Below are 12604 nucleotides of genomic sequence, written 5' to 3' on the forward strand. Positions count from 1 at the left end.
GATCTAGACCAGCACCTGCCGCGTACTGGCGATGTACTCATGCACCAGCTTCTCTGCGCTGGGGTGAATCATCTCTACCGGGCGTCGACCGTTGGGGCACGGCAAGGTGGGGGTAGTGCCAAACAACCGACAGATCAATGGCCGCTCTTCATACACCGTGCAGCCATTGGGCCCCAGATGCACACAGTTCAGCTCATCCATTGCTGCTTCTTGTTCGGCAGCCGTCTTGCGCGGCAAGCGGGCCATTTCTTCGGATGAAGTGGTCACAGGCCCGCAGCAGTCATGGCAACCCGGCACGCATTCGAACGAGGGGATTTGCTGCCTGAGAAAGCGGATCTTGTGACTGTTACAGCTCATCCAGAACGTACCGATTGAGAAAAGGCCGCAGAGTCTGCCTGAAAACCCCTGCCCTAGACAGGGCCATTCGGCTGTTCTTGCCCCACGGGAATGGCACGGCTTATGCTCCGTCAAATTTTCCAAACATCAATAATCAGGATTACGCACATGAACGCCCCTGTTCAGCGCAGCCAGCACACCGCTTCTTATTACGCCGCCAGCAGCCTGCCACAACCCGATCATCCGGTGTTGCAGGGCGAGCTGGTGGCGGATGTGTGTGTGGTGGGCGGTGGCTTTTCCGGCCTGAATACGGCGCTGGAGCTGGCCGAGCGCGGCATGAGCGTGGTCTTGCTGGAAGCGCACAAGATCGGTTGGGGCGCCAGCGGGCGCAATGGCGGGCAACTGATTCGCGGGGTCGGCCATGGTGTTGAGCAGTTTGAAGGCGTCATCGGCAAGGACGGTGTGCGGCAAATGAAGCTGATGGGGCTGGAGGCGGTGGAAATCGTGCGCCAGCGCGTCGAGCGTTTCAATATTGCCTGTGACCTGACCTGGGGCTATTGCGACCTGGCCAACAAACCCCGTGACCTTGAAGGTTTTGCTGAAGAGACCCAGGAGCTGCGCGATCTGGGTTATCGCCATGAAACCCGTCTGTTGCAGGCCAACGAAGTGCACAGCGTGGTGGGTTCGGACCGGTATGTCGGCGGCTTTGTCGATATGGGCTCGGGCCATTTGCACCCGCTGAATCTGGCGCTGGGCGAAGCGGCGGCCGCTGCGCAACTGGGTGTAAAGCTGTTTGAAAACTCCGCAGTAACCCGCATCGATTATGGCCCTGAAGTACGGGTGCACACGGCCCAGGGCTCAGTGCGGGCCAAAAGTCTGGTACTGGGCTGCAACGCCTATCTCAAGGACCTCAACCCGCAACTAAGCGGCAAAGTGCTGCCTGCGGGCAGCTACATCATTGCCACCGAGCCGTTGAGCGAAGCCCGGGCTCACGCCTTGCTGCCACAGAACATGGCCGTGTGCGACCAGCGCGTGGCGCTGGACTACTACCGTCTTTCGGCAGATCGGCGTCTGTTATTCGGTGGGGCCTGTCATTATTCTGGGCGGGATCCGCAGGATATTGCCGCGTACATGCGTCCTAAAATGCTCGAGGTGTTCCCGCATCTTAAAGACGTGAAAATCGACTACCAGTGGGGCGGCATGATCGGCATTGGTGCCAACCGCCTGCCGCAGATCGGCCGCCTGCAAGAGCATCCCAATGTGTATTACGCCCAGGCGTATTCAGGGCACGGGGTTAACGCAACCCACCTGGCGGGCAAGTTGCTGGCCGAAGCTATCAGTGGCCAGCACAGTGACGGTTTTGATCTGTTTGCCAAGGTCCCGCATATCACCTTCCCGGGTGGCAAATACCTGCGTTCGCCATTGCTGGCGCTGGGGATGCTGTGGCACCGGTTAAAAGAGCTGCGCTGATTCAAACCTGTAGCCGCTGCCGCAGGTTTGGTTACGAACGCCAAAATGGCTTGCAGCCTTCCTGCCGGGCCATTTCGCGGGTCAACCCCACATCGCGCAGCTGCTGTTCGTCCAGGTTCAGCAGCATCCGGCGACTGCGAGCACGGTGGCAGAACAGCCCCCACACCCCAAGACCGGCCGGGGTGCTGGTGACTTGACGGGCTTCATGCTCAGCCAGTAATTGTTGGCTGTGCAGCGTCAGGCGCACATCGCTCAAACCATTCATCAGACAGCTCCTTTTGACTCGATTGCCATGAGTCAGCATGATGGCCGTGCGCTGGAAACCATGACAGATTCAGCAAAGTCTTTTTAAATACATACAGATCTGTCATTTCAGGCGCTGAATCCTTGGTTTACGCCCCATCTGTACTGGTCCACCCTTCGGGAGTTCTGCCATGACCCTTTATGTCAACCTCGCCGACCTGCTCGGTACGCGCATCGAGCAGGGCTTTTATCGCCCTGGCGACCGTTTGCCGTCGGTGCGGGCGCTAAGCGCCGAGCATGGTGTGAGCCTGAGTACGGTGCAGCAGGCGTATCGCTTGCTGGAGGACAATGGCCTGGCGTCGCCGCGGCCCAAATCCGGGTATTTCGTGCCGATGGAGCGTGAGCTGCCCGCCCTGCCGGGCATGGGTAAACCTGCCCAGCGACCCGTGGAAATTTCACAGTGGGAGCAAGTGCTGGAACTGGTTCGCTCAGTGCCGCAAAAGGACGTGATCCAGTTGGGGCGCGGCATGCCGGACGTCACCATGCCAACCATCAAGCCGCTGTTGCGCAGCCTGGCGCAAATCAGCCGACGCCTGGACTTGCCCGGTCTGTATTACGACAACGTCTACGGGGTACTCGGCCTGCGCGAGCAGGTGGCGCGATTGTTGCTCGATTCGGGCTGCCAGTTGGGCGCAGAAGATCTGGTAATCACCACCGGCTGCCATGAGGCCTTGTCGTGCAGTATTCGAGCCGTGTGCGAACCGGGGGATATCGTCGCGGTCGACTCGCCAAGCTTTCATGGCGCCATGCAAACCCTCAAGGGCCTGGGGATGAAGGCCCTGGAGATCCCTACCGATCCGCTGACCGGCATCAGCCTCGAAGCCCTGGAACTGGCCCTGGAGCAGTGGCCGATCAAGGCTATCCAGCTCACCCCCAGTTGCAACAACCCACTGGGCTACATCATGCCCGAAGCCCGCAAGCGGGCGCTGGTGACCCTGGCCCAGCGTTTTGATGTGGCGATCATAGAAGACGATGTGTACGGCGAACTGGCCTACACCTACCCTCGCCCGCGAACCATCAAGTCCTTCGACGATGACGGTCGTGTCCTGCTGTGCAGTTCATTCTCCAAAACCCTGGCCCCCGGCTTGCGCGTTGGCTGGGTGGCGCCGGGGCGTTATCTGGAGCGGGTGCTGCACATGAAATACATCAGCACCGGCTCTTGCGCACCGCAGCCGCAACTGGCGGTTGCCGACTTCCTGAAAAACGGTCATTTCGAGCCGCACCTGCGCAAAATGCGCAGCCAATACCAGCGCAATCGCGACCTGATGCTGGGCTGGATCAGCCGCTACTTTCCGCCCGGCACCCGTGCCAGCAGGCCCCAGGGCAGCTTTATGCTGTGGCTTGAGCTGCCTGACGGCTTCGACAGCCTGCGCCTCAACCGCATGTTGCTGGACCAGGGCGTGCAGATCGCGGTGGGCAGTATTTTTTCGGCTTCGGGCAAGTACCGTAATTGCTTGCGCATGAACTACGCTGCAAAGCCTACGCCGCAGATCGAAGAAGCGGTGCGCAAAGTGGGTATGGCAGCCAGTAAACTGCTGGCAGATACCGTTTAACTCCAGTGACGTCTGGCCCGAGGCTTTACCCGTTGAAATCACTTTGCGCATTGTTTTTAGTCGTCTTGCTGGGAGGCTGTGCCACGTTGGACGTACCCCGTGAACCCACCCAGGCGTTACCCGCCGCAGACTCGGCCTTTGGCCGCTCGATCCAGGCCCAGGCCGCGCCGTATCAAGGTCGCTCGGGGTTCAGGCTGCTGCCCAACAGCGGCGAAGCCTTCAGGGCCCGGGCCGAGTTGATTCGCAACGCGCAAACCAGCCTCGACCTGCAGTACTACATCGTCCACGACGGCTTGAGTACGCGCATGCTGATTGACGAATTGCTCAAGGCCGCAGATCGCGGCGTGCGTGTGCGCATCCTGCTCGATGACACCGCCAGTGATGGCCTGGACGATATCCTGGCCACCCTCGCCGCTCATCCCAATATCCAGATTCGCCTGTTCAACCCCCTGCAACTGGGCCGTGGAACGGGTGTAACCCGGGCGATGGGACGGCTGTTCAACCTCTCGCGCCAGCACCGGCGCATGCACAACAAACTCTGGCTGGCCGATAACAGTGCGGCGATCGTGGGCGGGCGCAATCTGGGCGATGAGTACTTCGATGCCAAGCCGGAGCTGAATTTTACCGATATCGACCTGCTTGGCGTCGGCCCTGTGGCCGAGCAGTTGGGGCACAGCTTCGATCAGTACTGGAACAGTGCCCTGAGCCAGCCGATTGGTGATTTTGTCTCCTCGCAACTCTCTGAGCAGGAGCTGGGCAAGGCGCGCAAACAACTGGAGACCTCGCTCAAGCGTGCGCAGCAACGCAACCCGGCGCTCTATCAGGAGCTGGCCTCATACGAAACCCGCCCGCAGCTCGACGTGTGGCGCAAGGAGCTGATCTGGGCCTGGAATCAGGCGCTGTGGGATGCTCCGAGCAAGGTGCTGGCCCGGGATGAGCCTGACCCGCATCTACTGCTGACCACACAACTGGCGCCGGAGCTGGTAGGCGTTAATCAGGAGCTGATTCTGGTTTCAGCCTACTTTGTGCCGGGTGAAACCGGGCTGGTGTACCTGACGGGCCGCGCCGATGCCGGGGTCGATGTACGTTTATTGACCAACTCCCTGGAGGCTACAGACGTGCCCGTGGTGCATGGCGGTTATGCACCCTATCGCAAGGCGCTGCTGGAGCATGGGGTCAAACTCTTCGAATTGCGCCGCCAGCCGGGCAGCAGCGGTGGCAGTGGCCCGCACTGGTTCAAGCCCGGGATGAGTTCGGATTCGAGCCTGCACAGCAAGGCGATGATCTTTGATCGGCAAAAATCCTTTATCGGTTCATTCAATTTCGATCCGCGTTCAGGCTTGTGGAACACCGAAGTCGGCGTGCTGGTGGACAGCCCCGAGCTGGCCGCCGAGGCCCGCAAACTGGCGTTGCAGGGCATGGCCCCGGCCTTGAGTTATGAGCCGAAACTGGAGCAGGGCAAGATGGTCTGGGTGACCGAAGACAATGGCCAGTTGCACACTTTGCATCATGAACCGGGCAACTGGTGGCGCCGGCTCAATGCCTGGTTCAGCAAAAGTGTGGGGCTGGAAAAAATGCTCTGATTGGCGGCTGCCCTCTCCCCAACCCTCTCCCCGAGGGAGAGGGAGCTGATCGACCGCGATTCTATAGACGTATGCGACCAGCACGGCGAAACAAGTCGCCCGACGCATGTCTGTGCTCCAATTATGTGGTGTAAAAACCATTGTGGGAGCGGGCTTGCTCGCGATGAAGGCACCGCGGTCTGTCAATCAGACCCGGTGCTGTCATCGCGGGCAAGCCCGCTCCCACAGGGTGTTGCATTTAGAGGATTACAGCTTGATCCAGGTGGACTTCAGCTCGGTGTATTTATCAAACGCGTGCAGAGACTTGTCACGGCCGTTGCCCGACTGCTTGAAGCCACCAAACGGCGCGGTCATGTCGCCGCCATCGTATTGGTTGACCCATACGCTACCGGCGCGCAGGGCCTTGGCGGTCAGGTGAGCCTTGGAGATATCGGCCGTCCAGACGGCCGCCGCCAGGCCGTATGGCGTGTCGTTGGCAATCTTGATGGCCTCTTCGGCACTGTCGAAGGTGATAACCGACAATACCGGGCCGAAGATTTCTTCCTGGGCGATTTTCATCGCATTGCTGACGCCGTCGAAAATGGTCGGTTCAACGTAGGTGCCGCCGGTTTCTTGCAGAATTTGATTACCGCCTGCTACCAGTTTTGCGCCTTCGCTATGGCCGGACTTGATGTACGACAGCACGGTGTTCATTTGCTGGGTATCCACCAGCGCGCCCACGGTGGTTTCCGGGTCCAGCGGGTTGCCGGGCTTCCAGCCCTTGAGGGCGTCGATCACCAGCGGCAGGAACTTGTCCTTGATCGAGCGCTCCACCAGCAGGCGCGAACCCGCGGTGCAAACTTCACCCTGGTTAAAGGCAATGGCGCTGGCAGCGGCTTCGGCAGCCGCTTGCAGATCCGGCGCATCAGCGAAAACGATGTTCGGGCTCTTGCCACCGGCTTCAAGCCAGATGCGCTTCATGTTGGACTCGCCAGCGTAGATCATCAGCTGCTTGGCGATTTTGGTCGAACCGGTAAACACCAGCGTATCGACGTCCATATGCAGGGCCAGCGCCTTGCCGACCGTGTGGCCGTAGCCTGGCAGCACGTTGAAGACGCCCGCTGGAATGCCGGCTTCAACGGCCAGCGCAGCGATACGGATAGCCGTCAGAGGGGACTTTTCGGACGGCTTGAGGATGACCGAGTTACCGGTCGACAGGGCCGGGCCCAGTTTCCAGCAGGCCATCATCAGCGGGAAGTTCCACGGCACAATGGCAGCGACAACGCCCACCGGCTCGCGGGTTACCAAGCCCAGTTGGTCGTGCGGGGTGGCGGCGACTTCGTCGTAGATCTTGTCGATGGCCTCGCCGCTCCAGCTCAGCGCGCCGGCAGCACCGGGCACATCGATGTGCAGGGAGTCACTGATCGGCTTGCCCATGTCCAGGGTTTCAAGCAGGGCCAGTTCTTCAGCGTTTTGCTTGAGCAGGCCGGCAAAGCGGATCATTGCGGCTTTGCGCTTGGCCGGAGCCAGGCGGGACCAGACGCCGGACTCGAACGTCTTGCGGGCCACTTCCACGCCGCGCTGGGCGTCAGCGCTGTCGCAGCTGGCAACCTTACCCAGCAAACGGCCATCGACCGGGCTCAGACACTCGAACGTTTCATTGGAGACCGCATCGGTGTATTCACCGTTGATGAAGGCGCGACCTTCGATTTTCAGCTGTTGGGCCCGCTGTTCCCAGTCAGCACGCGTCAGGGTGGTCATTCGAGTGTCCTCCTCTTGTTGAAATGGAAGCGCCACCCTAAACCAGTGGCCCTGGAACTTTCAATATATTTGACACAGGTGGCGTAAACACCATGGCTTGTTCGTTTTAATAAACATAGACTTTAATTTTGCTGACCACACATGCCGCAATTTCGGGGGGATAACAAAGATGAGCATCGCAAGCGTAGTCGACTTCAGCACTGCCAATACCCAGGCTGAACGTTTTAGCCCGGCCCCGGAAAAGGTGCTTAAAGGCAACCCTGAGCAAGTTATCCACAACCACTACGACAGCCCCTGTGGGCAAATGAACGCCGGGGTGTGGGAAGGAGCTGTGGGCCAGTGGACCGTCAATTACACCGAGCACGAATACTGCGAGATCGTGCAGGGCGTTTCCGTTTTGCGTGACCATGAAGGTAACGCCAAGACCCTGCGCGCCGGCGATCGCTTTGTCATCCCCGCGGGATTCAAAGGGACATGGGAAGTGCTGGAGCCCTGTCGGAAAATTTACGTAGTCTTTGAGAGCAAGGCCTGAGACAGCTGATCCAGAGCCTTCAACAAGCCCTGCCACGCTTTGATGGCGGGGCTTTTTTATGCCTGCCCTCCAGGGCTACAGGCTACAAATTCAGAAATACGTCGCCAGCGCCCTTCGCGTCAATGTGAGCCAGTCTTGAGAGAACGCCGGGCACTTAAGGAATGAGCAGGCCCGCAGCGTTATTTCATTTATCTGAAAACAGGGAAGACCCATGTCCAGTCTGAATACTTTGAAACGCCTGTTGTTGACCACCAGCGTCCTGCTGGGGTTTTGCTCCATGCCCGCGATGGCTGAGGAGGACGGCAAGTGCAAAACGGTTGCGATCAATTTTCTGGTTGCGCCTGAGGCGACGCCTGCTTTGCTGGAGATGCTGCGCCGGGAGTCCGGGGCAACCGAGTTGCGTGTCGAGAGGCCGGGCATAGGCTACACCCGAGAGCACAACGCAGACCGCCTTCGCGTGGTCGTCGACGAAAACAACCTTATGCAGAGCTATATGTGCGGCTAGGGCTGACAAACGCGCACAAAAAAGGCCCGTATCGTGAGATATGGGCCTTTTTCGTAAGAAGAAAAACCAATTACTTGATTTTGGCTTCTTTGTAGATCACGTGCTTGCGAACCCGCGGATCGAATTTTTTGATTTCGATTTTGTCCGGAGTGGTGCGCTTGTTCTTATCAGTGGTGTAGAAATGGCCTGTACCAGCGCTCGACACCAAACGGATCAATTCACGCATGATTAGCTCCCTTAGATCTTGCCAGCACGGCGGATTTCGGCCAGCACGACAGTGATGCCACGCTTGTCGATGATACGCATGCCTTTAGCAGATACGCGCAGACGTACGAAACGTTTCTCTTCTTCAACCCAGAAGCGGTGATGCTGCAGGTTCGGCAGGAAACGACGACGGGTTTTGTTATTTGCGTGGGAAATGTTATTCCCAGTCACCGGACCCTTACCGGTAACTTGACAGACTCTCGACATGCCTCAGCCCTCTAAAACCACATGCCCAACCCGGCATGGGTTGGCCGCTTAATCTCTCAGTCATGGCGCCAGGCGCCGCGTTTCTTTAAGGGTCTTACCGGCTACACCTACAAACGCAGGAACCGGGCCCCTAGAAAAGAGCGCTGCTTTATACCAGAAAGACTAAAGAGCAACAACAAGCAGTGTGATTTGGTGTAATTAATGAAGCCGCCATTTTAACGCCAATCCGCGCGGCGTCTATGCCTTGTGGCGTTTTACCGCTCGTCGCTGGGTGAAAGGTTTCGGGGCTGGTGCCCGCTCGTAGCCGCTGCCGAAGGCTGCGATCGAGCACGTAGTGGTCGCCTTTTCATGCTTGCTCAAGGCCCTGGAAGCCCTTTCCCGGCCTGCGACAGCGACTACAGGATGTCGAATGCCATTAAAAAGTGGTCATTTGAGTACCAGAACACTAGGGTAAGACTTTTCCAGACTGCACTTGCAGATGGGCCTTATCGACTTGTACAGGAAACAGATCATGCGCCTCGCTGCCGTCCCCTTTTTGCTCACCTTTTGCCTGAGCCCGCTCGTACACGCGGCCACCTTGAGCGTTTGCACCGAGGCCAGCCCTGAAGGGTTCGACGTTGTGCAGTACAACTCGCTCAGTACCACCAATGCCTCGGCAGACGTGCTGATGAACCGCCTGCTGGACTTTGACGCTAAAGCCGCGAAGCTGGTGCCTTCGCTGGCGCAAAGCTGGTCAGTGTCCCCTGATGGTCTTGTGTACGATTTCAAGCTGCGTCCCGGGATCAAGTTCCACAGCACGCCTTATTTTTCCCCCAGCCGTGAGTTGAATGCCGATGACGTGCGTTTCAGCTTCGAACGCATGCTTGACCCTGCCAACCCATGGCACAAGGTGGCGCAAAGCGGTTTTCCCCACGCGCAATCCTTGCAGTTGCCTGAGCTGATCAAAAAAATTGAAACTCCGGATCCGCTGACCGTGCGCTTCACCCTGAGTCGCCCTGATTCGACCTTCTTGCCAGCGCTGAGCATGGGCTTTGCCTCGATCTACTCGGCTGAATATGCCGACAAGCTGATGAAAGCAGGCACACCGGAGCTGATGAACAGCCAGCCGATAGGTACCGGGCCTTTTGTATTCAACCGTTTCCAGAAAGACGCGGTGGTGCGCTACAAGGCCAACCCGGACTACTTTGCCGGCAAGCCAGCCGTTGACGGGCTGATTTTTGCCATCACCCCGGACGCCAACGTGCGGCTGCAAAAATTGCGTCGCAATGAATGCCAGATTGCTCTCTCGCCCAAGCCGCTGGACGTCGCAGCTGCCGCCAAGGATCCAGCGCTGGCTGTAGCGCAGACCCCGGCCTTCATGACCGCGTTTGTGGCCATCAATAGCCAGCATCCACCGCTGGATAAACCCGAGGTACGTCAGGCCATCAATCTGGCTTTCGACAAGGACACTTATCTCAAGGCCGTGTTTGAAAACAGCGCCCAAGCGGCCAACGGTATTTACCCGGCGACCACCTGGAGTTATGCCAAAGACTTGCCGGGCTATGCCCACAATCCGCAAAAAGCCCGTGAATTACTGGCCAGGGCGGGTCTGAAAGACGGCTTCAAAACCACGATCTGGACGCGCCCGACAGGCAGCGTGCTCAATCCCAACCCGAGCCTGGGCGCGCAGTTGCTGCAAGCCGACCTGGCCAAGGTGGGTGTCCAGGCCGATATCCGCGTGATCGAATGGGGCGAGCTGATCCGTCGCGCCAAGGCTGGCGAGCATGACCTGCTGTTTATGGGCTGGGCAGGCGATAACGGTGACCCGGACAACTTCCTCACGCCGCAGTTTTCCTGTGCGGCAGTGAAATCCGGAACCAACTTTGCGCGTTATTGCGACAAGGCGCTGGACGGTTTGATCAGCCAGGGCAAGACCCTGACCGATCAGGACAAACGCAGTGCTTTGTATCAAAAGGCGCAAGCGCAGATCCAGCAACAGGCGCTGTGGCTACCGCTGGCCCATCCAACGGCCTACGCACTGACCCGTAAAGACGTACAGGGATATCAGGTGAGTCCGTTTGGGCGCCAAGACTTTTCAACAGTCAGCGTTAAGCCCTGAGCCTTACATCCAGCCGCGCTCGACCATTGAAAGCGGCTGGCCGTCACCGACTATAAAATGATCCAGCACCCGCACTTCGATCAGATCCAGCGCCTGGATCAGGCGCTTGGTCAACGTGCGGTCAGCCTGGCTGGGGTCGCTGATGCCCGAGGGATGGTTGTGGCAGAAAATCACCGCTGCCGCATTGTGCGCCAGGGCACGCTTGACCACCTGGCGCGGGTAGACACTGGCGCTGTCTATCGAGCCCCTGAACAGCACCTCGAAGGCCAGCATGCGGTGCCTGGAGTCCAGAAACAGGCAGCCGAAGGCTTCGTGTGGCTCATGGCGCAGCAATGACTTGAGATAATCCCGAACGACTTGCGGGCTCTCCAGCGCGCTGTCGCGGCGCAAGCGTTCGGCCAGGTGGCGGCGGCTCATTTCGAGTACGGCCTGCAACTGGCTGAACTTGGCCGGGCCCAGCCCGAGCGGGAGACAGAATGCGCGCAGATCGGCTTCGAGCAAGGCCCGCAGGCTGCCAAACTCGCTGAGCAGATGGCGCGCCAGATCGACTGCACTTTTGCCCGAAACCCCGGTGCGCAAGAAGATTGCCAGCAGTTCGGCGTCTGAAAGACTGCCTGATCCGTGTTGCAAAAGCTTCTCCCGCGGGCGCTCCGCCGCAGGCCAATCTCGAATGCTCATAACACCTCCTTGTAAATGGGCGCCGCTGTTCCCTGGCAGGCGCTGTGTTATCTTAGCCCATCATTTTTGCGCGGCATTTGGCCATTTTCTGCGCAGTCATCATCGAACTAAAAGGCAGGCCTATGCAGCGGCTGTATCGAAAACGCATTGTTTTGGGCGTCGGCGGCGGCATCGCGGCTTACAAGAGTGCAGAGCTGGTTCGCCGTCTACTGGACCAAGGCGCGGAAGTAAGGGTTGTCATGACCCGTGGCGGCAGCGAATTCATCACGCCTCTGACCATGCAGGCGTTGTCCGGGCACCCCGTTCATCTGGATTTGCTCGACCCTGCGGCTGAAGCGGCCATGGGGCATATCGAGCTGGCCAAGTGGGCCGACCTGGTACTGATTGCACCTGCAACCGCTGACCTGATTGCCCGCCTTGCCCAAGGCCTGGCCAATGACCTGCTGACCACCCTGGTGCTCGCCACGGATGCCACGGTTGCCATCGCTCCGGCGATGAACCAGGCCATGTGGCGCGACCCGGCCACCCAGGCCAATACCCGGTTGCTCGAAAGCCGCGGCCTGCGCGTGTTTGGCCCGGCCTCCGGAAGCCAGGCCTGTGGCGACGTGGGCTTTGGCCGCATGCTCGAGGCGGATGATCTGGTGAGCTGCGCCGCCGAGTGTTTTCAGCGTCAGGTGCTAACCGGCAAGCACGTGCTGATCACCGCAGGCCCTACCCAGGAAAACATCGACCCGGTGCGCTACATCACCAACCACAGCTCCGGAAAAATGGGCTTCGCCCTGGCTGAAGCAGCAGTGGAAGCCGGCGCCCGTGTGACCCTGATTACCGGCCCGGTACACCTGCCGACCCCGGATCGCGTGACCCGTATCGACGTGGTCAGTGCCCGTGACATGCTCGCAGCCTGTGAGGCGGCGATCCCCTGTGACGTGTTTATAGCGTCTGCTGCTGTTGCAGACTACCGCCCGGAAGTCATTGCCCCGCAAAAACTAAAGAAAGACCCTACCAAGGGTGACGGCCTGTTGCTGCAAATGGTGCGCAATCCAGACATTCTGGCCACTATCGCTTCACGCCCTGATCGCCCTTTCAGTGTCGGCTTTGCCGCAGAAACCGAGAACTTGCTCGATTACGCTGCGCGCAAGCTCAAAGACAAAAACCTCGACCTGATTGTCGCCAATGATGTGGCCAACCCCAGCATCGGTTTCAACAGCGAAGAGAACGCCTGCAGCGTGATCGATCGCAAACTGCACGCCACCGTATTTGCCCAGACCAGCAAGGGCAAGATTGCCCGCCAGCTGGTCACTTTTATCGCCGAACGTCTGAACCAGGTTTAACTCG

At 59.1% G+C, this 12604-nt stretch carries 13 protein-coding genes; 7 read left to right on the forward strand and 6 right to left on the reverse strand.

Going from position 1 to position 12604, the window contains the following annotated elements:
* Positions 1 to 3 precede the first annotated feature (3 nt).
* On the reverse strand, positions 4 to 357 hold the full coding sequence (locus tag GHO03_RS01650) for a YkgJ family cysteine cluster protein (protein WP_003437837.1): 354 nt from the start codon (positions 355 to 357) through the stop codon (positions 4 to 6).
* 147 nt (positions 358 to 504) lie between these two features.
* Here GHO03_RS01650 and GHO03_RS01655 point away from each other — a divergent pair, with 147 nt between their 5' ends.
* Positions 505 to 1806 carry an FAD-binding oxidoreductase gene (locus GHO03_RS01655; protein ID WP_153398975.1) on the forward strand — a complete coding sequence of 434 codons (1302 nt, stop codon included), beginning with the start codon at positions 505 to 507 and terminating at the stop codon, positions 1804 to 1806.
* Between the two features lie 31 nt (positions 1807 to 1837).
* Here GHO03_RS01655 and GHO03_RS01660 read toward each other — a convergent pair whose 3' ends face one another.
* Positions 1838 to 2071, reverse strand: a complete 234-nt coding sequence (locus tag GHO03_RS01660) for a DUF1127 domain-containing protein (RefSeq protein ID WP_094999731.1) — start codon at positions 2069 to 2071, stop codon at positions 1838 to 1840.
* Between the two features lie 169 nt (positions 2072 to 2240).
* On the opposite strand from GHO03_RS01660, the gene GHO03_RS01665 reads away from it, so the two are divergent.
* Positions 2241 to 3662, forward strand: coding sequence for a PLP-dependent aminotransferase family protein (locus tag GHO03_RS01665; protein ID WP_153398978.1), 1422 nt, complete (start codon positions 2241 to 2243; stop codon positions 3660 to 3662).
* A 32-nt stretch (positions 3663 to 3694) separates the two neighbouring features.
* A complete protein-coding gene (locus GHO03_RS01670; RefSeq protein WP_095017866.1) occupies positions 3695 to 5245 on the forward strand; it encodes a phospholipase D family protein in 1551 nt (516 codons plus the stop codon).
* Positions 5246 to 5491: 246 nt separating this feature from the next.
* Here the strand turns inward: GHO03_RS01670 and GHO03_RS01675 are convergent, their stop codons facing one another.
* Positions 5492 to 6985 carry an aldehyde dehydrogenase gene (locus GHO03_RS01675; protein WP_130872184.1) on the reverse strand — a complete coding sequence of 498 codons (1494 nt, stop codon included), beginning with the start codon at positions 6983 to 6985 and terminating at the stop codon, positions 5492 to 5494.
* A 169-nt stretch (positions 6986 to 7154) separates the two neighbouring features.
* Here GHO03_RS01675 and GHO03_RS01680 point away from each other — a divergent pair, with 169 nt between their 5' ends.
* Together GHO03_RS01680 and GHO03_RS01685 are read left to right on the forward strand one after the other, a co-directional pair.
* Entirely contained in the window at positions 7155 to 7517 is a 363-nt protein-coding gene (locus GHO03_RS01680) for a cupin domain-containing protein (RefSeq protein ID WP_094999727.1), read from the forward strand.
* Positions 7518 to 7728: 211 nt separating this feature from the next.
* Positions 7729 to 8022, forward strand: coding sequence for an I78 family peptidase inhibitor (locus tag GHO03_RS01685; protein WP_094999726.1), 294 nt, complete (start codon positions 7729 to 7731; stop codon positions 8020 to 8022).
* Positions 8023 to 8092: 70 nt separating this feature from the next.
* Here the strand turns inward: GHO03_RS01685 and rpmG are convergent, their stop codons facing one another.
* Both rpmG and rpmB read right to left on the reverse strand, forming a co-directional pair.
* Positions 8093 to 8248, reverse strand: coding sequence for a 50S ribosomal protein L33 (gene rpmG, locus GHO03_RS01690; protein ID WP_003437824.1), 156 nt, complete (start codon positions 8246 to 8248; stop codon positions 8093 to 8095).
* Positions 8249 to 8259: 11 nt separating this feature from the next.
* Complete coding sequence (rpmB, locus tag GHO03_RS01695; protein ID WP_019410280.1) at positions 8260 to 8493, reverse strand: 50S ribosomal protein L28; 234 nt, start codon at positions 8491 to 8493, stop codon at positions 8260 to 8262.
* 511 nt (positions 8494 to 9004) lie between these two features.
* Between rpmB and GHO03_RS01700 the strand changes: the two genes are divergently transcribed.
* Positions 9005 to 10591, forward strand: a complete 1587-nt coding sequence (locus GHO03_RS01700; protein ID WP_094999725.1) for an ABC transporter substrate-binding protein — start codon at positions 9005 to 9007, stop codon at positions 10589 to 10591.
* 3 nt (positions 10592 to 10594) lie between these two features.
* Here GHO03_RS01700 and radC read toward each other — a convergent pair whose 3' ends face one another.
* On the reverse strand, positions 10595 to 11269 hold the full coding sequence (gene radC, locus GHO03_RS01705) for a DNA repair protein RadC (protein ID WP_095017867.1): 675 nt from the start codon (positions 11267 to 11269) through the stop codon (positions 10595 to 10597).
* Positions 11270 to 11391: 122 nt separating this feature from the next.
* Here radC and coaBC point away from each other — a divergent pair, with 122 nt between their 5' ends.
* A complete protein-coding gene (coaBC, locus tag GHO03_RS01710; RefSeq protein ID WP_095024854.1) occupies positions 11392 to 12600 on the forward strand; it encodes a bifunctional phosphopantothenoylcysteine decarboxylase/phosphopantothenate--cysteine ligase CoaBC in 1209 nt (402 codons plus the stop codon).
* The last annotated feature ends 4 nt before the right edge of the window (positions 12601 to 12604 follow it).

Source organism: Pseudomonas sp. FSL R10-1339 (assembly GCF_009600545.1).
GTDB classification, from domain to species: domain Bacteria; phylum Pseudomonadota; class Gammaproteobacteria; order Pseudomonadales; family Pseudomonadaceae; genus Aquipseudomonas; species Aquipseudomonas bubulae.